General features: G+C 66.9%; 21 protein-coding genes and 1 tRNA gene. 11 read left to right on the top strand and 11 right to left on the bottom strand.

Going from position 1 to position 22,856, the window contains the following annotated elements:
* Positions 1–3: 3 nt before the first annotated feature.
* From CXY91_RS17795 to maiA, 5 genes are all read left to right on the top strand, one after another.
* The gene (locus CXY91_RS17795; RefSeq protein WP_100962571.1) at positions 4–1,062 is read left to right on the top strand and encodes an ABC transporter substrate-binding protein; all 1,059 of its coding nucleotides are present in this window, start codon (positions 4–6) and stop codon (positions 1,060–1,062) included.
* Positions 1,059–1,928, top strand: a complete 870-nt coding sequence (locus CXY91_RS17790) for an ABC transporter permease (protein WP_248307537.1) — start codon at positions 1,059–1,061, stop codon at positions 1,926–1,928. The genes CXY91_RS17795 and CXY91_RS17790 overlap by 4 nt, the downstream gene beginning before the upstream one ends.
* Positions 1,929–2,008: 80 nt before the next feature.
* On the top strand, positions 2,009–2,197 hold the full coding sequence (locus CXY91_RS17785; RefSeq protein WP_100962569.1) for a twin transmembrane helix small protein: 189 nt from the start codon (positions 2,009–2,011) through the stop codon (positions 2,195–2,197).
* Between the two features lie 99 nt (positions 2,198–2,296).
* On the top strand, positions 2,297–2,902 hold the full coding sequence (locus CXY91_RS17780) for an acyloxyacyl hydrolase (RefSeq protein ID WP_100962568.1): 606 nt from the start codon (positions 2,297–2,299) through the stop codon (positions 2,900–2,902).
* 37 nt (positions 2,903–2,939) lie between these two features.
* Positions 2,940–3,572, top strand: coding sequence for a maleylacetoacetate isomerase (gene maiA, locus CXY91_RS17775; RefSeq protein ID WP_100962567.1), 633 nt, complete (start codon positions 2,940–2,942; stop codon positions 3,570–3,572).
* Positions 3,573–3,576: 4 nt separating this feature from the next.
* Here maiA and CXY91_RS17770 read toward each other — a convergent pair whose 3' ends face one another.
* Together CXY91_RS17770 and bla are read right to left on the bottom strand one after the other, a co-directional pair.
* A complete protein-coding gene (locus CXY91_RS17770; protein WP_465246877.1) occupies positions 3,577–3,828 on the bottom strand; it encodes a hypothetical protein in 252 nt (83 codons plus the stop codon).
* A gap of 114 nt (positions 3,829–3,942) precedes the next feature.
* A complete protein-coding gene (gene bla, locus CXY91_RS17765; protein WP_100962565.1) occupies positions 3,943–4,812 on the bottom strand; it encodes a class A beta-lactamase in 870 nt (289 codons plus the stop codon).
* A 186-nt stretch (positions 4,813–4,998) separates the two neighbouring features.
* Here bla and CXY91_RS17760 point away from each other — a divergent pair, with 186 nt between their 5' ends.
* A complete protein-coding gene (locus tag CXY91_RS17760) occupies positions 4,999–5,889 on the top strand; it encodes a LysR family transcriptional regulator (protein ID WP_100962564.1) in 891 nt (296 codons plus the stop codon).
* A gap of 62 nt (positions 5,890–5,951) precedes the next feature.
* Here the strand turns inward: CXY91_RS17760 and CXY91_RS17755 are convergent.
* Positions 5,952–6,026 (bottom strand) — tRNA-Val (locus tag CXY91_RS17755).
* A 145-nt stretch (positions 6,027–6,171) separates the two neighbouring features.
* Complete coding sequence (cpdR, locus tag CXY91_RS17750) at positions 6,172–6,531, bottom strand: cell cycle two-component system response regulator CpdR (protein WP_038363805.1); 360 nt, start codon at positions 6,529–6,531, stop codon at positions 6,172–6,174.
* Between the two features lie 289 nt (positions 6,532–6,820).
* On the opposite strand from cpdR, the gene CXY91_RS17745 reads away from it, so the two are divergent.
* Positions 6,821–7,741, top strand: a complete 921-nt coding sequence (locus CXY91_RS17745) for an N-formylglutamate amidohydrolase (protein ID WP_100962747.1) — start codon at positions 6,821–6,823, stop codon at positions 7,739–7,741.
* A gap of 349 nt (positions 7,742–8,090) precedes the next feature.
* Entirely contained in the window at positions 8,091–8,873 is a 783-nt protein-coding gene (hisN, locus tag CXY91_RS17740) for a histidinol-phosphatase (protein WP_100962563.1), read from the top strand.
* On the opposite strand, the gene CXY91_RS17735 is transcribed toward hisN, so the two are convergent.
* Complete coding sequence (locus CXY91_RS17735; protein ID WP_100962562.1) at positions 8,778–9,845, bottom strand: alpha/beta fold hydrolase; 1,068 nt, start codon at positions 9,843–9,845, stop codon at positions 8,778–8,780. The genes hisN and CXY91_RS17735 overlap by 96 nt on opposite strands.
* A 294-nt stretch (positions 9,846–10,139) precedes the next feature.
* On the opposite strand from CXY91_RS17735, the gene CXY91_RS17730 reads away from it, so the two are divergent.
* Entirely contained in the window at positions 10,140–10,601 is a 462-nt protein-coding gene (locus CXY91_RS17730; protein ID WP_091838111.1) for an Hsp20 family protein, read from the top strand.
* Positions 10,602–10,699: 98 nt separating this feature from the next.
* Here the strand turns inward: CXY91_RS17730 and CXY91_RS17725 are convergent, their stop codons facing one another.
* Complete coding sequence (locus CXY91_RS17725) at positions 10,700–11,497, bottom strand: hypothetical protein (RefSeq protein WP_158673461.1); 798 nt, start codon at positions 11,495–11,497, stop codon at positions 10,700–10,702.
* A gap of 102 nt (positions 11,498–11,599) precedes the next feature.
* A complete protein-coding gene (locus tag CXY91_RS17720; RefSeq protein WP_100962560.1) occupies positions 11,600–12,658 on the bottom strand; it encodes a threonine aldolase family protein in 1,059 nt (352 codons plus the stop codon).
* Between the two features lie 663 nt (positions 12,659–13,321).
* On the opposite strand from CXY91_RS17720, the gene gltB reads away from it, so the two are divergent.
* Together gltB and CXY91_RS17710 are read left to right on the top strand one after the other, a co-directional pair.
* Complete coding sequence (gene gltB, locus CXY91_RS17715) at positions 13,322–18,058, top strand: glutamate synthase large subunit (protein ID WP_100962559.1); 4,737 nt, start codon at positions 13,322–13,324, stop codon at positions 18,056–18,058.
* A 4-nt stretch (positions 18,059–18,062) separates the two neighbouring features.
* Entirely contained in the window at positions 18,063–19,487 is a 1,425-nt protein-coding gene (locus tag CXY91_RS17710; RefSeq protein WP_091838122.1) for a glutamate synthase subunit beta, read from the top strand.
* A 217-nt stretch (positions 19,488–19,704) separates the two neighbouring features.
* Here CXY91_RS17710 and mutT read toward each other — a convergent pair whose 3' ends face one another.
* The 4 genes from mutT to argJ are packed head-to-tail and all read right to left on the bottom strand — an operon-like array spanning position 19,705 to position 22,787.
* Entirely contained in the window at positions 19,705–20,109 is a 405-nt protein-coding gene (gene mutT, locus CXY91_RS17705; RefSeq protein ID WP_100962558.1) for an 8-oxo-dGTP diphosphatase MutT, read from the bottom strand.
* Positions 20,110–20,117: 8 nt separating this feature from the next.
* Positions 20,118–20,609: a carboxypeptidase regulatory-like domain-containing protein gene (locus CXY91_RS17700; RefSeq protein WP_248307536.1), complete on the bottom strand. Its 492-nt coding sequence runs from the start codon at positions 20,607–20,609 to the stop codon at positions 20,118–20,120.
* 14 nt (positions 20,610–20,623) lie between these two features.
* Positions 20,624–21,565 (bottom strand): DMT family transporter, encoded by a 942-nt coding sequence (locus CXY91_RS17695; protein ID WP_100962556.1) that lies wholly within the window; start codon positions 21,563–21,565, stop codon positions 20,624–20,626.
* Positions 21,534–22,787 carry a bifunctional glutamate N-acetyltransferase/amino-acid acetyltransferase ArgJ gene (gene argJ / locus CXY91_RS17690; RefSeq protein ID WP_100962555.1) on the bottom strand — a complete coding sequence of 418 codons (1,254 nt, stop codon included), beginning with the start codon at positions 22,785–22,787 and terminating at the stop codon, positions 21,534–21,536. Before argJ ends, CXY91_RS17695 begins: the two co-directional genes overlap by 32 nt.
* Positions 22,788–22,856 lie beyond the last annotated feature (69 nt).

The following is a 22,856-nucleotide window of genomic DNA, read 5'->3' as shown; positions in this document are numbered from 1 at the left end:
AACATGAAAAAGATCGACAGACGCGATGTCCTTAGAGGCCTGGCTGCTGGTGCCGGCGCTACGGTTGCAATGCCGGCGCTCGGCGGCCGCGCGCTGGCGCAGTCGGCCGGCAAGGTCGTGGTCGGCACCTGGGGCGGCGACTATGCCCGCTTGCTGACCAAGAACATCGAAGACCCCTTGCTCAAGCCCAAGGGCCTCGAGGTTGTGCAGGACCAGGCCGGCGACGCGCCGCGCCGCGCCAAGATGGTCGCCGAGCGCCGCCTGCCGCGCGGCACGGTCGACATCCAGGGCTTCTCGGCGGCCAATATGTTCGAGATGAACGAGGCCGGCGCGACCGAGCAGCTCGACTACTCGAAGATCCCGAACGCCAAGAACCTCCTGCCGACGATGAAGTACCCGTACGGCATCGGGCACATCTATTCAGGCAACGTCGTCATCTACAATCCCAAGCTGATCAGCCCGGCCCCGACCGGCTTCAAGGACTGGCTCGACCCGAAATGGGGCAACAAGATCGGCTTCATCGACATCCAGTACCAGGCGATCATGATCGCTGCCTCGATGGCCGCCACGAACGGCGCCAGCATGAACGACATCGAGAAGGCCAAGGAGATCCTGCTCGCGGTCAAGAAGGCCGGCGCGCGCGTCTATCCGACCAACGAGGCCTTCGCCCAGGCGATGAAGAACGAGGAGGTCGGCATCAGCGCGATCTGGAAGGCGCGCGTGGTGCAATGGCAGAACGCGGGCATCCCCTGCGAGGCGGTCTCGCCGGTCGAGGGCATCCCGGCCTATGTCTCCGGCTTCGTCATCGCCAAGAACGCGCCCAACAAGGATAACGCCTATGCCTATATGAACGCCATGCTGGCCAAGGAGCCGCAGGAGGCCTTCGCCGTCGACATGGGCTATAACGGCACCGTCTCCGGCCTTTCCGTCGCACCCGACCTGCAGAAGCGCATCGGCTTCACGCCCGAGGAAGAGAAGCGCATCAAGGATCTCGACTACGCCTTCCTCGCCAAGAACGATGCAGGCATGAAGGAGTGGTGGGACAAGGTGTTCAAGGGGTGAGCGCAGCGCCCGAACCTGTCGCGGGTGCCCGCACCAATCTTGCCGGGATGCTCGTCGTCCCGGCGACCATCTTTGTCGCGATCGGGCTGATCGGCCCGGTCGCGATCCTGTTCCGCTATTCGCTCAACCAGTTCATCCCCGGCCAGTTCATGGTCGACGGGCTGACGATCGAGAACTACGTCAAGTTCTTCACCGACGCCTTCTATCTCAACGTGCTCTGGCGCACGGTCCGCGTCGCCGTGATCTGCACGATCGTCTGCCTGATCATGGGATTCCCGCTCGCCTATGTGCTGGCGCGCACGCAGAGCCGCTTCAAGAACCTGCTGATCATGCTGGTGGTGCTGCCGCTCTTCGTCGGCAACGCCGTGCGCGCCGCCGGCTGGATGACCGCCTTCGGCAGCAAGGGGGCGCTCAACGCCTCGCTGATGGGCCTTGGCCTCATCGACCAGCCGCTCGAGATCATGTTCACCGAGACAGCCGTGATCATCGGCATCATCGCGGTCAACCTGCCCTTCATGGTGCTGACGCTGCAAAGCGTGATCGAGGGCATCAACCGCAATGTCGAGGAAGCCGCCTTCAGCCTCGGCGCCGGCCCGGCAGCGATGTTCGCCCGCGTGCTCTGGCCGCTGGCCATGCCCGGCATCCTCGCCGGCACGATCCTGACCTTCATCCTGGCGATGAACGCCTATGCCACGCCGGTCCTGCTCGGCGGCCCGAAATTCCAGACCATGGGCCCGCTGGTCTACGGCCAGTTCGCCCAGCAGAACAACTGGCCCTTTGGCGGCGCGATCTCCTTCATCCTGATGACGGCGACGCTGCTGCTCACGATCGCCGCCAACCTGATCGTGCAGCGACGCTATCGCTAGGCCGGACTTATCCCGAGCTGTGGCGCTTCGCCGCCACGGCCACGCTGGTCAAGCGCCACGGCGAGGATTAAACCACGGCGATGAACGTCTCCTCCGCCATCGTCCCTATCGCCGTCGGCGCCGTCGCCGTCGTGCTGTTGCTCGGCCTGATCAACATGCTGCGCGGCGGCAGCTCGAACACCTCGCAGAAGTTGATGCGGCTGCGCGTGGTGCTGCAGTTCGTCGCGATCCTGGTGATCCTCGGCGTGCTCTGGTGGCGTGCCGGTTGATCATGACGCAGTGCTCAAGGGCGGCGTCGTCACATTGCGGCCACTACTCCCTGCGTTTTTCCAATCCTTGAAGCTCCGCTGAAAGCCCGTTTCCCTGTCATGGTTCGCGTCGCGTCGCTGTTCGCTGTCCTCTCGGTCCTGTCCGCGCCCGCGCTGGCGCAGAGTGACCGTGGCGGCACCCGCGCGCTCGGCTATGCCCCCGCGACGGAAGCGCCGGCTCCCGCCTGGGAAGCCCGCTTCGGCCTCGGTGCCGCCAATCCCGGCGGGCGCGAGAGCGGCCTGCTCAATGTCGGCGGCGAACTCCTGACGCCGCGCATCGCCAGCCTGAACGACCGCCTCGCCAACGCTTTCGTCCCGCGCTTCCATCTCGGGTCCAGCCTCAACGTCAACGGCACGCAATACGCCTATGCCGGTGCGACCTGGACCTTCGACGTCTCGCAATCGGTTTTCCTCGAGGCGAGCCTTGGCGCCGCCGTCAACAATGGCAAGACCGGCTTCGTCGTTCCCGAAAACCGCCTGAATGTCGGCTGCAACGCCGGCGCGCGCAGCGCCGCCGCCCTCGGCTTCCGCCTCAGCGACCGCTGGAGCCTGATCGCGACGCTGGAGCATTTCAGCACCACCGGCTGCTCCGACAACCCCGTCGCCAACGCCGGCAATCCGCGCGGCCCCTCGAATTTCGGCGCCCGCCTCGGCTATACCTTCTGAACCGGCCATTCGGCGCCGGCTCATGGGAGGCGGCGTCATGAAGCTGCATGGCTATTTCCGCAGTTCGGCCGCGTGGCGCGTGCGGATCGCGCTCAATCTCAAGCGCCTCGACGTCGAGCACGTCTCGCACCATCTGCGCCATGGCGAGCAGCGCGACCCTGCCTATCTCGCCCTCAACCCGCAGGGGCTGGTGCCGACCCTGGAACTCGACGACGGCACGGCGCTGACCCAATCGCTCGCCATCATCGAATGGCTCGAGGAGACGCATCCCGAGCCCGCATTGTTGCCGAAGGATTCGGTCGCGCGGGCCAAGGTCCGCGCCTTCGCCCAGGCGATCGCCTGCGACATCCATCCGGTGCAGAATCTCAAGGTGCTCAACCGCCTGCGCGAGCTCGGCCATGATGGCGATAGCGCCCTGGCCTGGGCGGCAAGCGTCAATGTCGACGGTTTGTCGGCCTGCGAACAGCTCGTGGCGAACACTCCCGGCCCGTTCTGCTTCGGCGATGGCCCCGGCATCGCCGACATCTGCCTGGTGCCGCAGCTCGGCAATGCCCGGCGCTTCAACGTCGATGTCGCCCAATTCCCGCGCCTGCTGCGGGCGGAGGCGGCTGCGATGGAGCTTGCCGCCTTCCGCGATGCGACGCCCGACCGTCAGGCCGACGCAGAATAAAGCGTCACCAGCGCCGATAGGGCCACGGCCCCCAATACGGGCCATAGAAGCCGGAGGCCTCCAGGCGCGCCCGGCGCGAGGCCGAGCGATCGAGATCGACCTCCATCAGGCAATTGGCGAAGCCCTCCGCACCCGGCTTGAACCCATAGGAGCGGCAGCGCGCTTCATCCGCGCTGCGCTGCTCGGCCGCCGTCATGCAGCCGCCGAGCGCGGCTGCCAGCACCAAAGCGATGAGCCATGTCGCACGCATCGTCAGATCCTCCAGGCCGTGCGGGATTCGCGGAGATCATGCCATGAAAGCAGCGCTTTGACGCTAGCTTTCAGGGACGGCCTGCGACGAGCGCCTGTTTCGGAAGCTTTTCCTGCTTTTTTAGAGCGAGGAGGCGAGCCGCCCGACTTCCGCCAGCACGGCTTCGCGCTCGGGGAATGCTGCAGACGCTTCCGCATAATAGGCCGTGACGACCAGCGGTGCTCGGCCGGGCGGCCAGATCACCCCGATGTCGTTGGTGGCGTTGTTGTTGCCGGTTCCGGTCTTGTCGCCGATGCGCCAGCCCTTCGGCACACCGGCTCGCAGGCGCTTGTCGCCGGTCTTGTTGGCGACCAGCCAGGTCGTCAATTGCTGCCGCGAGGCCGGCGACAATGCCCCTCCGAGAACGGTCTGGCGTAGCACGCCGGCCATGGCGACCGGCGTCGTCGTATCGCGCGGATCGCCGGTTCTGGCCTCGTTGAGGTCCGGCTCGCGCCGGTCAAGCCGCGAGGCGTCGTCGCCCAGCGAACGCATATAGGCGGTCAACCCCTTCGGGCCACCGAAGGAATCGAGCAGCAGGTTGCCGGCGGTGTTGTCGCTCAGCGTCACCGCCGCATCGCAGATCTCGGCGAGCGTGAGGCCCTTTTTGACATGTTTCTCGGTCACCGGCGAATAGGTGACGAGATCGGCCTTGCTGTAGCTCACGCGCCGCTCGAGCTCCTCTTCGCCGCGATCGACCCGCGCCAGCACGCAGGCCGCGGCCACGAACTTGAACGTACTGCACATGGCGAAGCGCTCTTCGCCGCGATGGGCGACGATGCGGCCGTTGCCGCTGTCGAGAATGGCGACGCCGAGGCGCCCGCCATGCTTGCGGTCGAGCGCGAACAGGCCCTCGCGCAGCTTGTCTTCGCGCTCTTGCGCCAGACCGGGCAGGCAGCCCAGCATAGGAGCGGCCGTCAGGGAGCCGATCAGCAGCTCTCGGCGTCGGATCATCGGTTGTCTCCATGCGCGAGCCGTCGCGCCCGAGCGGAATGCTGGCGCGTCAGGCAGAGATGGGTTTTGGGGAGGACGCCGCGTTCGAGGCAGCGGGGCAGTGCCCACCGCCGTTCTCGCCGCAAGCTTGCCCAATCGCAAACGATGATATCTCTACGGAGCCATTAGATTTCCTAAGGCCTTGTCATGCTGCGCCCGCATCTCCCCTTGAACGCCCTGCGCGCCTTCGAGGCTTCGGCCCGCCATCTCAGCTTCACCAAGGCCGCGATCGAGCTCTGCGTCACCCAGGCCGCGATCAGCCATCAGGTGAAGGGACTGGAGGAGAGGCTCGGCGTCGAGCTCTTCCGCCGCCTGCCGCGCGGCCTTGCCCTGACAGATGAAGGCCGCAGCCTGTTGCCGACGCTGCGTGAGAGCTTCGACCGCATCGCCGGGCTGCTCGAGCGCTTCGAGACCGGCAGGCCGGTCGAGGTCCTGAATGTCGGCGCGGTCGGCACCTTCGCGCTCGGCTGGCTGCTGCCGCGCTTGGCCGGCTTCCGCCAGGCTCATCCGGAGATCGACCTGCGCCTCACGACCAACAACAACCGCGTCGACCTCGCAGCCGAAGGGCTGGACTACGCCTTGCGCTTCGGCGGCGGCGCCTGGCACGGCACGGCGGCTCTGCGCCTGTTCGAGGCGCCGATGACGCCGGTCTGCGCCCCGGTGCTGACCGAAACGCTGCACCAGCCGGTCGATCTCGCCGACCATGCCCTGCTGCGCTCCTATCGCGCCGATGAGTGGACGCTGTGGAGCGAGGCGGCCGGCATCGAGCCCTTGCAGGCCCGCGGACCGGTCTTCGACAGCTCGATCGCCCTTGCCGAGGTCGCTGCGGCCGGCGAAGGCGTCGCACTGGTGCCGGCTCTGCTGTTCTCGCGCTATTTCGACGATGGCAGGCTGCTCCGCCCTTTTCCGATCGAGGTCTCGCTCGGCAGCTACTGGCTGACCTGGCTGCAATCGCGCTCGCTCACACCGGCCATGCTGGCCTTCCGCGACTGGCTCACCGATGAAAGCCGCAAAGGGATCGCGTCCCGAGCGGACTGACCGGCCAAAGCAAAACGGCCGCCCTGTCGGGCGGCCGTCTGTCCTTGGATCCAAGGAGAAAATGGTGGGCGCGACAGGGATCGAACCTGTGACCCCTACGATGTCAACGTAGTGCTCTCCCGCTGAGCTACGCGCCCGTTTCGCCCGAAAGCGTCCGGAACGACACCGGCCCGAGGGCGATATCGCTGCGAGGTGGAGGGGCTATAGCGGACACCTGCGCACCTTGCAAGGCGCTTCGTCGGCTTCTTTGCAAGAAGCTCTTGCTCGGCCCCTGCCCGGCCCTCACGCCGCCAGCAGCTTCTCGACCTCGTTGACCAGCTCGCGCAGGTGGAAGGGCTTCGACAGCACCTTGGCATCCTTCGGCGTCTGCGAATCGGGGTTGAGCGCCACCGCCGCGAAACCGGTGATGAACATCACCTTGATGTCGGGATCGAGCTCGGTGGCGCGGCGCGCCAGCTCGATTCCGTCCATCTCGGGCATGACGATGTCGGTCAGGAGCAGTTCGAACGGCTCCTCGCGCAGCCGGTTATAGGCCGATAGCCCGTTGTCGAACGAGGCGACGTCATAGCCTGCATTCTGCAGCGCCTTCACCAGGAAGCGGCGCATGTCGTTGTCGTCTTCGGCCAGGAGGATCTTGGTCATGGCGCCTTGCTTCGTCCGCGATGTTGCACCGAGCCCACGCCGCCCTGCCTTATTGGCCGGAAGCCGATTCGCTCGTTCGTCGTCCTTCGTACCGGGTGGCCGTCCCTGCCATTCCGGGTGTTGCCGGTCCAGCCCGGCGTGAGGCGAACTCGTCGCTCGCACACATCCGGATGGATCAGCCAGTTCTATTTGGCGACATTACGGTAAACAACCAGTGAAGGCTGGCTCGCCAGATGACGAAAGGTCAGGCCCTTCAATCGGCGGCAGCTTTGTGCTTGAGTTCGTCGACATGACGCTGCCAGCCGGATTCTCCTTTCCCCGCCCGGACGACGTGATCGCCGAGATCGAGCGGCCGTTCACGCTCCATCAGCCCGCGCTGCAGGTCGTCCCCGTCATCGTCGACGTGCCCCATGCCGGGCGGTGCTATCCGCGCGCCTTCGTCGAGGGCTCGCGCCTGCCGCTGCGGGCGCTGCGCCGCTCGGAGGACGCCTATGTCGACCTGCTCTTCTCCCATGCGGTCGCGCTCGGCGCGCCCCTGCTCGTCGCCGAGTTCCCGCGCGCCTTTCTAGACGCCAACCGCGAGCCCTATGAGCTTGATCCGCGCATGTTCGAGGGCCGGCTGCCCGGCTTCGCCAACACCCGCTCGCTGCGCGTCGCCGGCGGACTCGGCACGATCCCGCGCATCGTCGGCGAATCCTATGAGATCTATTCCGGCCGCATTCCCGTCGAGAATGCGCTCAGCCGTATCGAGGCGCTCTACCGGCCTTATCATGCCGGCCTGCGCCATCTGGTGAATCGTACGCAAGCCAGCTTCGGCAGCTGCATCCTGGTCGACGCCCACTCCATGCCCTCGGCCGGGCTCGACCGCGACGGCACCGCCAAGGGCGACATCATCCTTGGCGACCGCTTCGGCACCAGCGCCGCCAGCTTCGTCGTCGATGCGGCGGAACAGGCATTCGCGCGCGCCGGGCTCACCGTGACCCGCAACCGCCCCTATGCCGGCGGCTTCATCACCGAGCATTACGGAGCGCCCGGCTCCGGCGTGCATGCCCTGCAGATCGAGGTCAGCCGCGGCCTCTACATGAACGAGGCGACACTCGAGCCGAGCAGCGGCTTTGCGGCGCTCCAGCAGGTGATCAGCGCCGCCATGGCCGAATGCTTCGCGCGCTGGAGCGGCTGGAGCGACGACTGGCGCCAGGCCGCGGAGTAGGCCTGCATCCTCGGCCAATCCCTTGAGGACAAAGAAAAAGGGCCGCGCACTTTCGTGGCGGCCCGAAGTCTAGGGAGGAAACGCCCAAGGAGGGCAACGAAGGTTTGAGGTCATCTCCCCTTCGCAGTGCACAATAGCGCATTGCGCTGCAAAAACGCAAGCCGAAACGCAGATATCGACATGCAGAAAATGCATGACGAGCCGTACAATCGTCATGAACTGTCCGATTTCGCGGGATCGGCTGAAACTGAACTGTCCTGACCTGATCGACCTCGACCGGGACGGCGCTTGTCATCCCGTGCGCCGCACAGCATGAAGGCGGCAGGCCGGTCGAGCCGAAGGAACCCTGATGAGCGCGGTCGATTTCACGGAATTCGTCTCCCGGCTGGCGACTCTGTCGGGCCAGGCGATCCTGCCCTTCTTCCGCGCCCGGCATACCACCGAGGACAAATCCGGCGGCGGCATCTTCGATCCCGTGACCGAGGGCGATCGCGCCGGCGAAGACGTGATGCGCAACCTGATCAAGCGCACCTTCCCGGCCCATGGCATCCTCGGCGAGGAATTCGGCGCCGAGAATGCCGACGCGGACTACGTCTGGGTGCTCGACCCGATCGACGGCACCCGCGCCTTCATCTCCGGCATCCCGGTCTGGGGCACGCTGATCGGCCTGACCCGCAAGGGCGTGCCGGTCTACGGCATGATGAACCAACCCTTCACCGGCGAGCGCTTCTCAGGCGACGGCCGCATGGCGCGCTATGAAGGGCCGAACGGACCGCGCGAACTTCATACTCGGCAGCTGACGAATCTCGCCGAGGCGACGTTGATGACCACGAGCCCGCACCTCTTCGTCGACGGGCAGAAAGCCGCTTACGACCGGGTCGAAAGCGCCGTCCGCATGGCGCGCTATGGCTGCGACTGCTACGCCTATTGCATGCTCGCCGCCGGCCATGTCGATCTCGTCATCGAAAGCGGGCTGAAGCCTTATGACATCGTCGCGCTGATCCCGATCATCGAGGGCGCCGGCGGCATCGTCACCTCATGGGACGGTGGCAGCGCCGCCCAGGGCGGCACCATCCTCGCCGCTGGCAACAAGGCCTTGCACCAGGCCGCTCTCGCCCTCCTGAACGGCTGACGTCGGGGCTGGCGTCTCGACCGGCAATTCCTCGCCGGGGACGAAGGCGTCGAAGGCTGCCCAGAACTGCGCCCGGATCGCGTCGGTCTCCATCAGGATCTCGTGGCGCGCCGTCGGCAGCACCAGAGCGGAACCCGTCTTGAGCCTCGCCGCAAAGCGCTCGATCGCGGGCGTCGAGACCACGGGATCGCGCCCGGCGGCGACGACCAGCGTCGGCACCCTGACCTCGAGCGGCGCGCGCGGCTGCGCCAGCCGGCCCATCAACTGGAAGGCGGCGTAGATCCAGCCGACGCTGGGGTCGCCGATCGCAAGATCGCGCGCCGCGGCCGACAAGGCAGCGTTGCGGGCATAGCGGACGGGGTCCGAACTCAGCCGGTTGCCCTCGAACGGTTTGGTGCCGATCGCGGTGTCGCCGCCACCGGGCACGAAGGCCTTGCCGAAGCCGAGCCAGTACAGCACCCGCGCCAGCCAGCGCGCGCCGCGCGGATTCTCGATCATGGCGATGCCGAGCATCGGCGCGATCGCGACCAACCGCTCCACCGGCAGCGCCTCGTGCCGGGCGGCGTCGAGGCAGAGTGCCGCGCCCATCGAGTGCGCAAGGACGAAATAGGGGGGTGGCAGGCGCTCCTGCATCTGCGCCACGACCAGCGCCAGATCGCGCTCGTAATGCACCAACCGGCCGACATGCCCCTTGCGCTGCCGGCCTGTGAAGCGTTGCGAACCGCCTTGCCCGCGCCAGTCGAAGGTCAGGACATGAAAGCCGCGCCGGCGCAGCTCGGCGATCGTCTCGCTGTAGCGCTCGATGAACTCGGCTCGGCCCTGCACGACCAGGACGGTGCCCCTCTCCCGCCGCACGCTCGGGCGCCAGCTCGCCAGGCGCAGGCGCGCTTTGTCGGCGGTCTCGCCAAACCAGACCTTGCCGTGGCCGGGCACCGGGTAGTCCGGCTGATGGAAGAATTCGGCCTGCGTCATCGGCGCTCCGGAGTCACCCTGCTGTTATAGCGTCATCGCGGTAAAATTCCGTTGCCCTCCGGTATCGGTCCGTCATTCCGGCCACAGCGAAGCGCAGCGCCGACACGACAGGCATTTTGCGCGCGAGCCCGCTTCCTTGAGGCGATTTCTCACTGCGGTAGAGCTCTTGAAAAGCCGAAACCGCCACCCAGATCATTGCTGCGCAGGCCGTCAAGCGGCTGCGCGAGACCAAACCCGGCCCGCGCTCATGAGGAGGCGGGCTGACCCGAATGTCGCTTCCTTTGGAGGACAATCATGCGTTCTTACGACCTTTCCCCGCTCTATCGCTCGACCGTCGGCTTCGACCGCCTGTTCTCGCTGCTCGACCAGGCCACCAGCGTCGAGAATGCGCCGAGCTATCCCCCCTACAACATCGAGCGCATCTCCGAGAACGCCTATCGCATCTCGATCGCGGTCGCCGGTTTCGGTGAGGCCGACCTCTCGATCGAGAGCAAGGAGAACGCGCTGACCGTTCGCGGCGAGAAGAAAGCCGCCGAGGATGCCGAGAAGCGCGAAGTCCTGCATCAGGGCATCGCGGCCCGCGCCTTCGAGCGTCGCTTCCAGCTCGCCGACTATGTCCAGGTCACCGGCGCCAGCCTCGAGAACGGGCTGCTCCATATCGACCTCGTCCGCGAGATCCCCGAGGCCAAGAAGCCGCGCCTGATCCCGATCGGCGGCAGCACCCCCAAGGTGATCGAGGCCAGGAAGGCCGCGTAACCGATATCGGCGCGCAATCACCACAGATCTGAGACGCGAGAGCCTCCCCGGGAAACCGGGGAGGCTTTTTTGCCATCAGCGTCGATGGTTGAAGCACCTCAGTTCGGATTGACCGGCGCTATCGGCGTCTCCGGCTTCGGCTGCGCCGTCTTCATCTCCTCGATCTGCACCGGCGGCAGGGTCGTGTCAGGCGTCGGAATGCCGCTCGGATGCGCCCGTGCCAGCGGCGGCAGGCGATCGGGCCCCTCTGCCCCACGGACATCCTGGGGATTGACCAGCTTCGGCTTGCCGATGTCCGCCGGCGCGACCGAGGGGACCGCAACCGGCTTCGTCGCGGGCGCTTCAGATTTGGGCGCGGCCGGTGACGGCGGCGCGACGGTCGCCGGCGCGTTCGCCTCGGCCGGCGGCTGCGCCGGCTTCAACGCGGCCGGTCGCTCGGGCGGGCGCGGCGTCAGCTTCTTCTGCGCCGGACGCTCCTCCTCGCGCGGATCGAGCCTGACGACCCGCGGCGGCGGCTGCAGCACGATCCGGTCGATCAGCTCGCCATTGAAGCGGTCGATGATCAGCCGCAACCGCGACCCGTTCGCCGCCAGGCCGTCGATGACGATGGCAGAGCCGGTGCGCACCGTCCGCTGCACCTCGCGCAGGCCGAATTCCTGCGCCGCGATCCGTCCGACGGCCCGTGGCGGGATCGGAGCCGCCCGGCGCGGCGCATAGTCGTAGCGCGGGCCGTAGTCATCGTCGTAGTCGTAGCCGTAACGGGCGTAGCCACCGCCATAGTCGTCGAGCTGTGCCAGGGCCGGGCCGCTCGCACCGGCCATCACGGCCAGGACGGCAAGGCCAGCCATCCGACGGCGCAAGCGGCGCGGCGCGGCGGGCGAAACCAAAACTGCCATGGTCTGTCCTCTGTCAGACGAAATTCGCAGTCTTCAGTTCTTGATAAGGATTGCGGCGCGCTTGCGGCGTGAATCGGCTGGGAAACAGGCTCTTTCCGGCGTCTAGACGGTCGCGAGGACAGCGGCGAGCCTGTCGACCTCCTCTATCCGAGTCGCAAACGAGCAGACAAAGCGCCCGACGACCTCGCCAGGCTGGAGCGCCTGTCCCGCGGGCAGCGCACCATCCGACCAGGCGATGTACTGCGCGCCCTGCGCCGCCAGCGCGACCTGCGCCTGCGACGGCAAGACCAGAAAGACCTCGTTCGCCTCGCAGGCCCAAGCCAGCCGCAGCTTGCCGGCGGACGCAACGGCATCGGCCAGGCGCCTGGCCATCGCATTCGCATGGCGGGAAAGGTCGAGCCAATGGCCGCTGGCGAGCAAACCCTCGAACTGCGCACCGATCAACCGGCCCTTGGACAGCGTGTGCCCGGCGCGCTTGCGTCGCCACGGCATCTCATCCGCATCGGCCGGATCGAAGACGATCACGGCTTCGGCGGCGAAGGCGCCGTTCTTGGTGCCGCCGAAGGACAGCACGTCGACGCCAGCCCGCCAGGTGATCTCGGCGGGCGCGCAACCCAGCGCCGCGACCGCATTGGCGAAGCGGGCGCCGTCCATATGAAGCTTCAGCCCGCGCGGCGCGACCGCCTGCTTCAGCGCCGCGATCTCCTTGGCACTGTAGACAAGCCCGCACTCGGTCGCCTGCGTGATCGACAGCATCTGCGGCTGGACCTGATGCACGGCGCCCGCGCGCAGGCGCGCGAGCTGGTCGATGACGACCTCCGGCGCGAGCTTGCAGCCATCGCCGGGCAAGCCGACGATCTTGGCCCCGCCGGTGAAGAATTCGGGCGCGCCGCATTCGTCGGCGGCGATATGCGCCTCGTGATGGCAGAGCACCGCCCCCCAGGGCTGGACCAGGCTCGCCAACGCCAGGGAATTCGCCGCCGTGCCGGTCGTGACCAGAAAGACCGCGACCTCCCGCTCGAACAAATCGGCGAACAGCCCTTCGACCCGCCTGGTCCAGGCATCGTTGCCGTAGCCGGCGGCGAAGCCGTCATTGGCCGCCGCCATTGCCTGCATCACCGGCGCGCTCGCCCCGGCCAGATTGTCGCTGATGAAGTTCATGGAGATATCCGGCGGGCCGCTGCAAGGTTTCGAGGGATAAGCAGCCGCCCGGCGCAGCGCAATCGATGCTGGAGCCCGTTCCGATCTGCCTGAGGCGCAGGCCCGATGGGAAAAGGCGGCCACCATACCGGAAGCAGATGGCCAATCCGGCTGCGGCTCAGGCAGGCCCAATTCCCTGCGATCGACAACTTCCGGCTTGGCGAGCCAGCCACCATGATGTGAAAATGTCCGGACAGCGATGGAGGTCGCAATAAAATGTCGCCGCGACGCGAAATCGGCGCTTGTGCCCAGATTGGAATTCTGGCAAGGTCAAGGCAATAGGACAGCGATGCTGTCCCATTTTCGAAGCGGGCCTCGCCGAGGCCCCGGCGCAGGCGGATGGAGCGGATGATGGCGGGAGGTACGGCAAACAAAGCCAAAGCCAACCGTACGACGCGCGCCGCCCGCAAAACGGCGGCGTGACCAGGCGCGGCAGGGCTTGACGCCCGAGGCGCCTGCGGAGGACGCGGGCGCAAGACAAGACCAGCGCAAGCAACCTTCGCAAACCGAGAATAAACCCGGACCGGCCCGATCCTTGCTCGGCAAGGTGGAAGCCGGAGCGGCGGTGGACTTTGGCGGGCTCCCCAGCCGATGCTGCGGGACCGAAGGCGGGCGGAGGCGACGATGAGCGAGAGCAGGAAGGCGAGCGCGATGGCCAACACCACTGCTAAAGTTGCCACCACGACGACGGCCGCTTTCGAGCGTTTCCCCGAGGTGCGCGACCCGGCCATGCCGGCCCGGCAGGGCCTTTATGACCCGTCCTATGAGAAGGACTCCTGCGGCGTCGGCTTCATAGCCGACATGAAGAACCGCAAGAGCCATGCGATCGTCGCGCAGGGCCTGCAGATCCTGCACAACATCGACCATCGCGGCGCGGTCGGCGCCGATCCCAAGCTCGGCGATGGCTGCGGCATCCTCACCCAGATCCCGCATCGCTTCTTCAAGGAAGAATGCGCGGGGATCGGCATCGAGCTGCCCGAGCCCGGTCACTACGCCATCGGCCAGTTCTTCATGCCGCAAGAGGCAGACAACCGCGCCGTCTGCGAGGAGATCGTCGCCCAGACCGTCGAGGAGGAAGGCCTGATCTTCCTCGGCTGGCGCGACGTGCCGGTGGACAACAGCGATCTCGGCGAGGCCGTCAAGGAGACCGAGCCCTGCCATCGCCAGATTTTCGTCGGCCGCCCGGCCGAGATCACCGACGAGGACGAGTTCGAGCGGCAGGTCTACGTCCTCAGAAAGTCGGTCTCGAACAAGGTCTACAAGCGCCATGACCGGGCGACCGCGACCTATTACCCGGTCTCCTTCTCCTGCCGGACCATCGTCTACAAGGGCATGGTTCTGGTCACCCAGCTCGGCGCCTACTTCAAGGACCTGACCGACGCACGCTTCGAGAGCGCGCTCGCCCTCGTCCACCAGCGCTTCGCCACCAACACCTTCCCGTCCTGGCGCCTCGCCCACCCCTACCGGATGGTCGCCCATAACGGCGAAATCAACACGCTGCGCGGCAACGTCAACTGGATGGCGGCCCGCCAGGCCTCGGTCGATTCCGAGCTCTTCGGCGCCGACATCTCCAAGCTCTGGCCGATCTCCTATGAGGGCCAATCCGACACCGCCTGCTTCGACAACGCCCTCGAATTCCTGGTCCAGGGCGGCTATTCGCTCGCCCACGCCATGATGATGCTGGTGCCCGAGGCCTGGGCCGGCAACCCGCTGATGGATGAGAGCCGGCGCGCCTTCTACGAATACCATGCGGCCCTGATGGAGCCGTGGGACGGCCCGGCCGCGATCGCCTTCACCGACGGCCGCCAGATCGGCGCGACGCTCGATCGCAACGGCCTGCGCCCCGCCCGCTATCTCGTCACCGACGACGGCCTCGTCGTGCTCGCCTCGGAGTTCGGCGTGCTGCCGATCCCGGAGGAGAAGATCGTCCAGAAGTGGCGGCTCCAGCCCGGCAAGATGCTGCTGATCGATCTCGAGGAAGGCCGCATCATCGGCGACGACGAGATCAAGAGTACCCTCTGCCTCGCCAACCCCTACAAGGACTGGCTGAAGCGCACCCAGATCGTGCTGGAAGAGCTGCCGCCGGTCGAGGCACGCGCCTCGCGCACCGACGTCGCCTTGCTCGATCGCCAGCAATCCTTCGGTTACACCCAGGAAGACACCAGGATCCTGATGGCGCCGATGGCGGTGACCGGCCAGGAAGCCGTTGGCTCGATGGGGACCGACACCCCGATCTCGGCGCTCTCCTCGAAGTCGAAGCTGCTCTACACCTATTTCAAGCAGAACTTCGCCCAGGTCACCAACCCGGCGATCGACCCGATCCGCGAGGAGCTCGTGATGAGCCTCCTCTCCTTCATCGGCCCGCGGCCGAACATCCTCGACCTCGAAGGCACCTCGCGCCGCAAGCGCCTGGAAGTGCGCCAGCCGATCCTGACCAATGACGATCTCGAGAAGATCCGCTGCATCGGTCACTACGAGGATCGCTTCGACACCAAGACGCTCGACATCACCTATCCGACCCGCGAGGGCGCGGCCGGCATGGAGGGCGCGATCGAGCGCCTGTGCGAGCGCGCGGAAGCGGCCGTCCATGGCGGCTACAACATCATCATCCTCTCCGACCGCCAGGTCGGGCCCGACCGCATCCCGATCCCGGCGCTGCTGGCGACGGCAGCGGTCCATCATCACCTGATCCGCAAGGGCCTGCGCACCTCGGTCGGCCTCGTCATCGAATCCGGCGAACCGCGCGAGATCCACCACTTCGCCCTGCTCGCGGGCTTCGGCGCCGAAGCGATCAACCCCTATCTCGCCTTCGAGACGCTCGAAGCGCTGTTCGAGGCCGGCGAGTTCCCGCCGGAGGTCGACCGCTACGAGGTGGTCAAGCGCTTCATCAAGTCGGTCGGCAAGGGGCTGCTCAAGGTCATGTCCAAGATGGGCATCTCGACCTACCAGTCCTATTGCGGCGCCCAGATCTTCGACGCCGTCGGCCTGCGCACCGAGTTCATCGACAAGTACTTCACCGGCACCATCTCCTCGATCGAGGGCGTCGGTCTCGCCGAGATCGCCGAGGAGAGCGTGCGCCGCCATCGCGACGCCTTCGGCGGCTCGCCGATCTATCGCGACGCGCTCGACATCGGCGGCGAATACGCCTTCCGCCTGCGCGGCGAGGCGCATGCCTGGACGCCGGAGAACATCGCGCTGCTCCAGCACGCCGTGCGCGGCAACGCCCGCGACAAGTTCAAGGCCTATTCCGACTTGGTCAACGACCAGAGCGAGAAGCTCTCGACCATTCGCGGCCTGTTCCACGTCAAGATGGCCGACGAGCTCGGCCGCAAGCCGATCCCGCTGGACGAGGTCGAGAGCGCAGCCTCGATCGTCAAGCGCTTCTCCACAGGCGCCATGTCCTTCGGCTCGATCAGCCATGAGGCGCATTCGACGCTGGCGCTCGCCATGAACGCGATCGGCGGCAAGTCGAACACCGGCGAGGGCGGCGAGGAGCCGGAGCGCTTCAAGCCGCTGCCGGACGGGCGCTCGATGCGCTCGGCGATCAAGCAGGTCGCTTCGGGTCGCTTCGGCGTCACCACCGAATACCTCGTCAACTCGCAGATGATGCAGATCAAGGTCTCGCAGGGCGCCAAGCCCGGCGAGGGCGGACAATTGCCCGGCCACAAGGTCGATGCCCGCATCGCCAAGGTCCGGCATTCGACCCCGGGCGTCGGCCTGATCTCGCCGCCGCCGCACCACGACATCTATTCGATCGAGGATCTCGCCCAGCTGATCTTCGACCTGAAGAACGTCAACCCGGCGGCGGACGTCTCGGTCAAGCTCGTCTCCGAGCTCGGCGTCGGCACCGTCGCCGCCGGCGTCGCCAAGGCGCGCGCCGACCACATCACCATCGCCGGCTACGAGGGCGGCACCGGCGCTTCGCCGCTGACCTCGATCAAGCATGCGGGATCGCCCTGGGAGATCGGCCTCGCCGAGACCCACCAGATCCTGGTGATGAACAAGCTGCGCGGCCGCATCGCCCTCCAGGTCGACGGCGGCCTGCGCACCGGCCGCGACATCGTCGTCGGCGCGCTGCTCGGGGCCGACGAGTTCGGCTTCGCCACGGCGCCGCTGATCGCAGCCGGCTGCATCATGATGCGCAAGTGCCATCTCAACACCTGCCCGGTCGGGGTCGCCACCCAGGACCCGGTGCTGCGCAAGCGCTTCAAGGGCCAGCCCGAGCACGTCATCAACTTCTTCTTCTTCCTCGCCGAGGACGTGCGCGAAATCATGGCGGAGATGGGCGTCAAGAGCTTCGACGAGCTCGTCGGCCGCTCCGACTGGCTCGACAAGAAGGAAGCCATCGACCACTGGAAGGCCAAGGGGCTCGACTTCGCCCGCATCTTCCACAAGCCGGAGCCGGGCAAAGGCGTCGCCATCCGCAATGTCGAGCGCCAGCACCACCCGATCGAGTCGGTGCTCGACCGCACGCTGATCGCCAAGGCCGGCGCCTCGCTCGACAGCGGCGCTCCGGTCGTGATCGAGAGCACCATCCGCAATGTCGATCGCTCGACCGGCGCGATGATCTCGGGCGAGATCGCCAAGCGCCATGGCGGGCTCGGCCTGCCGGACGACACGATCACGGTGAAGCTGACCGGCACGGCTGGCCAGAGCTTCGGCGCCTGGGTTGCGTCCGGCGTGACGCTCGATCTCACCGGCCAGGCCAACGACTATGTCGGCAAGGGCCTGTCGGGCGGCAAGCTGATTATCCGCCCTGATCCGAAGTCGCAGGCGCTCGCCGAGGAGGCGATCATCGTCGGCAACACCGTGCTCTACGGCGCGATCTCCGGCGAATGCTACTTCCGCGGCGTCGCCGGCGAGCGCTTCGCCGTGCGCAATTCCGGCGCGATCGCGGTGGTCGAGGGCACCGGCGACCATGGCTGCGAATACATGACCGGCGGCGTCGTCGTCGTGCTCGGCCAGACCGGGCGCAACTTCGCGGCCGGCATGTCGGGCGGCATCGCCTATGTCCTCGACGAGGACAGGAGCTTCGCCAAGCGCTGCAACCTCTCCATGGTCGATCTCGAGCCGGTGCCGGAGGAGGAGGAGCTGACCCAGCGCCTCTACCATCATGGCGGCGACCTCGAGTTCAAGGGCCGCATCGACGTCATGGCCAACATGTCCGGCTATGACGCCGAGCGCCTGCACCAGCTCATCGCCAACCACCTGAAATACACCGGGTCGGCGCGGGCACAGGCGATCCTGGAGAACTGGGCGGACTACCTGCCCAAATTCGTCAAGGTCATGCCGGTCGAGTACCGGCGCGCACTACTGGAAATCGAGCGGGCCCAGGCCGGCGTCTCGGTCGCGGCGGAGTGAGACGATGGGCAAGGTAACCGGCTTTCTCGAGATTGATCGTCGCGACCGGAAGTATCGTCCGGCCTCGGACCGTATCCGCAACTACAAGGAGTTCGTGATCCCGCTCGGCCGGGAGGCGACCCGCGACCAGGCGGCGCGCTGCATGAATTGCGGCATCCCGTATTGTCACAATGGCTGCCCGGTCAACAACCAGATCCCGGACTGGAACGATCTCGTCTACAACGACAAGTGGCAGGAAGCGCTCGGCAATCTGCACTCGACCAACAACTTCCCCGAGTTCACCGGCCGCGTCTGCCCCGCCCCGTGCGAGGCGTCGTGCACGCTGAACCTCGAGGACACCCCGGTCACGATCAAGTCGATCGAATGCGCGATCGTCGACAAGGGCTGGGAAGAAGGCTGGATCGTTCCTGAGCCGGCCGAGGTCAAGACCGGAAAGAAGATCGCGATCATCGGCTCCGGCCCGGCAGGCCTCGCCGCCGCCCAGCAGCTCGCCCGCGTCGGCCACGAGGTCCATGTCTATGAGCGCCAGGGTCGCGCCGGTGGCCTGCTGCGCTATGGCATTCCCGACTTCAAGATGGAGAAGTCGCATGTCGATCGGCGCGTCGCCCAGATGGAAGCCGAAGGCGTCGTCTTCCATTACGGCGTCAATGTCGGCGTCGACATCGAACCGCAGGAACTGCTCGCTCAGTACGACGCGATCGGCCTGACCGGCGGCGCCGAGAAGCCTCGCGACCTGCCGATCGAGGGCCGCGACCTCGACGGCGTCCAGTTCGCCATGGACTTCCTGCCGCAGCAGAACCGCCGCAATGGCGGCGAGCCTGACACGACGGGCAACGCCCGGCCGATCCTCGCCGGCGGCAAGCATGTCGTCGTCATCGGCGGCGGCGACACCGGCTCGGACTGCATCGGCACCTCGGTGCGCCAGGGCGCGCTCTCGGTCACCCAGCTCGAGATCATGCCGCAGCCGCCGGAAAAGGAGAACAAGGCGCTGACCTGGCCGAACTGGCCGCTGAAGCTGCGGACGTCCTCCAGCCATGAGGAAGGCGCCGAGCGCGACTTCGCGGTCGGCACCGTCAAGTTCACCGGCGAGAACGGCAAGGTAAAGACGCTGCACTGCACCAAGGTCGATGCCAGCTTCAAGCCGATCGCGGGCACTGAGTTCCAGCTCAAGGCCGATCTCGTCCTGCTCGCCATGGGCTTCGTCTCGCCTGTGCATGACGGCCTGCTCGAGAAGCTCGGCGTCAAGCTCGACGGCCGCGGCAATGTCGAAGCCAACATGCTGGCCTACAAGACCTCGGTCGAGAAGGTCTTCGCCGCCGGCGACATGCGCCGCGGCCAGTCGCTGGTGGTCTGGGCAATCCGCGAGGGCCGCCAGATGGCCCATGCGATCGACAAGCACCTGATGGGCGAGACCATCCTGCCGCGCTGAGCGGCTGGAGTAATCGGTAAGCACAGAGCGGAATGAAGGGCGCGTGGAACCCTTCTCCCGTGTGGGAGAAGGGCAGGGATGAGGGCCTGCCTTATCCGTAGAAGGCGCAACGGCGCCGCCTCGCCCGAATAATCAGCGGCGGTCCCTCACCCCTGCCCCTCTCCCATCCGGGAGAGGGGTTCTGCGTTCCGGTCCCTCGCCAATCACGTACTGACACTCACGTCCCCAGCAGATCCACCAGCGGCGGGATCAGCGGTTCGTCGGCCGGTGGCATGGCAAGATCGCGCAGCTTGCCGGGGCGCACCCATTTCAGCGCCTGCCCCTCGCGCGACATCGCCGTCCCCTCCCAGCGCCGGCAGATATAGAGCGGCATCAAGAGGTGGAACTCGGGATAGGCGTAGCTGGCGAAGGTCAGCGGCGCGAGGCAAGCTTCCTTGACCTCGATACCGAGTTCCTCGGCAAGCTCGCGGATCAGCGCAGGCTCCGGCCGCTCGCCGGCCTCCAGCTTGCCGCCTGGGAACTCCCAGAGGCCGGCAAGCGCCTTGCCCTCGGGACGTTGGGTGACGAGCACGCGATTGTCGGAATCGACCAGCGCGCAGGCGACGACGAGCAGCAGCTTCACGGCAAGATCTAATGTCCCGAGAGGATGACCTCGACCGGTTCGGTTTCCTTGCCGGTCAGCGTGACCTCGTCATAGACCGTGCCGCCCTCGCGGAAAACCTGATCCTCCTCGCCCCAGATCACCTGGGTCGAGACGAAATAGCTGCCGGGCGCGACCTTATCGAAGCTGAACCGGCCATTCGCCGCCGTTTTCGTCGTGCGGGTCAGCTCGGCGTAGCGCGGGTCGACCTGCTCGTTCGGATAGCGCCAGTGCGGCAGGAACTTGGTCTTGCCGAAAACGCGATTGAAGCGCTCGCGGGCATAGGCCGTCGCCGGGATCAGCCTGACGACCTCGCCGGCCGCATTCACCACCTGCCCCTTCGAACGCGTCCGGAAGGCGTGGCCGACGATGACGCCAGTACCGGGTTTCCGGATGACGGCGGCCTCCTCGGCCGAGAAGGACGAAGCCGTCGGCGACGGCTGCGCGACACAAGCTCCCAGCAGAGCCGCAAGGCCCAGCACGCAGGCTATCCTTATCATCCGGCACGTCCCCCCGCAGGCGCCGTCGAGACCAGAAAGACGCCCGCAAGGATGATGCAACCTCCGATGACCTGCCGCAACTCCAGCGTTTCGCCGAGCACGAGCACACCCATCGCGACAGCGACCGCCGGAACCAGATAGCCGGTCATCGCCGCCCGTGTCGGCCCGGCCGCACGGATCAGCCGCATGAAGAACGCCACCGGCATCGCTGTTGCGAACACGCCGAGCGCCAGCGCGGCCTGCCAATGCGGGGCCAGGGCCAGAAGTGCCCCCCAGCCGGAGACCGTCAGCGTCAGCAACAGCGCCCCGGTGCCGGAGACCATCTGCTGGCCGAGTGCGAGCCGGATCGGATCGCCCGCTCGCGGCGGCACGGCGCGCGTGTAGAGGTTGGCGCATGCATAGGACAGCGTCGCGCCGACCATGGCGAGCAGGCTGAGCGCCGTGCCGCCGCCCTCGATCACGCGCGGGCCGACCAGGATGGCGACCCCAGCCATGCCGACCAGGATGCCGACGAGCCGGCGCCGGCTCAACTGCTCCTCCAAGAACAGGACATGCGCGAACAGCGCCGTGACCAGCGGCCCCGCCGCCTGGATCATCGCCGCCGGCCCGCTGGCGAGCTGGATCAGCGCATAGGCGACGAGCACGTTCGGCAGCCAGCCATTGCAGGTGCCGAGCACCAGCCAGTGGCGGAGCTCATGGCGGCGGGGCAGCGGGCTCTGGCCGCGCGCCATGACGAACAGCGCCAGTGTCGCCGCGCCGAGCAGGCCGCGGCAGGCGGCGATCGCCCAGGGGGCGACGTCGCCTGCCATCAGCTTGATGAACAGGTAGCTGCTCCCCCACAGGAGGGAGCAGGCAGCAAGATTGCCGACTATGAAGCTCTTGCTCGGGCCTGCCGAGCCGGAAGGCTCAGGAGCGGTAGTCGCCGTTGATTTCGACATAGGCCTTGGTCAGGTCGCAGGTCCAGACCGTGGCCTTGCCGCGGCCGAGGCCGAGATCGGCGGTGACGACGATGTGCTCGCCCTTCATGTAGTCGGAGACGGCCTGCTCGTCATAGGAAGCGGCGCGCGCACCGGCTTCCGCCACCTTGATCGCGCCGAAGGAGATGTCGAGCCTGTCGCGATCTGCCGGCTCGCCGGCCTTGCCGACCGCCATGACGATGCGGCCCCAATTGGCGTCCTCGCCGGCGACCGCGGTCTTCACCAGTGGCGAATTGGCGATCGAGAGCGCGACCCTCTTGGCCGAGCGCGCCGACTTGGCCCCGACAACGCGGACCTCGACGAACTTGCGGGCGCCCTCGCCATCCTTGCAGACCAGATGCGACAGCTCGAGCAGCAGCGCGTTCAGCGCCCGCTTGAAGCCCGACAGCCGCGCATCGTTCGGATCGGTGATCTCCGGCACGCCGCGCGCCTTGGCTTTCCCGGTCGAGAACAGCATCAGCGTGTCGGAGGTCGAGGTGTCGCTGTCGACCGTGATCGCGTTGAACGAGCCCTTGACGCCCTTCGACAGTAAAGCCTGCAGCACGGGCGCCGCGATAGGCGCATCGGTGAAGACGAAGGAGAGCATCGTCGCCATGTCGGGCGCGATCATGCCGGCGCCCTTGGCGATGCCGGCAATCACCACCTCATGCCCGTCGATCTTGGCCTTGCGCGAGACGGCCTTGGGGAAAGTGTCGGTGGTCATGATCGCCTTGGCGGCGTCGAGCCATGGACCGTCGGCGGCGCGCTTGGCACAATCGGCCAGCACGCTCTCGAACTTGGTCGCGTCAAGCGGCTCGCCGATCACGCCGGTCGAGGCGATGAAGACCTCTTCCGCCTTGCAGCCTGCGGCCTTGGCCGCGATCTTCGCGGTCAGAGCCACCGAGTCGCGGCCCTTCAGGCCAGTGAAGGCATTCGCATTGCCGGAATTGACGACGATGGCGCGCGCCTTGCCCTGCGCCAGGTTCTCGCGGCACCAGTCGACCGGCGCCGACGGGCATTTCGAGCGGGTGAAGACGCCGGCAGCCTGCGAGCCGTCGTCGAGCAGGACGAGCACGACATCGGTGCGGCCCTTGTAGCGGATGCCGGCCTCGGCAGTGGCGAAGCGCACACCCGGCACGGCCGGGACCTTGGGCTGGCGCTTCGGCGCGAGCGGAGAAACGGGAACATCCTTGCCAGCCATCATGCGCCTCCTCGTATGGTTGGCCCGATGTGCCGCAGCGGCGGAGGGAAGACAAGAGTCCGGCCCCCTCCA

This window comes from Allobosea sp. FBZP-16, assembly GCF_002831785.1.
GTDB classification, from domain to species: Bacteria; Pseudomonadota; Alphaproteobacteria; order Rhizobiales; family Beijerinckiaceae; genus Allobosea; species Allobosea lupini.
This window is presented reverse-complemented; position numbering and strand designations above follow the sequence as displayed.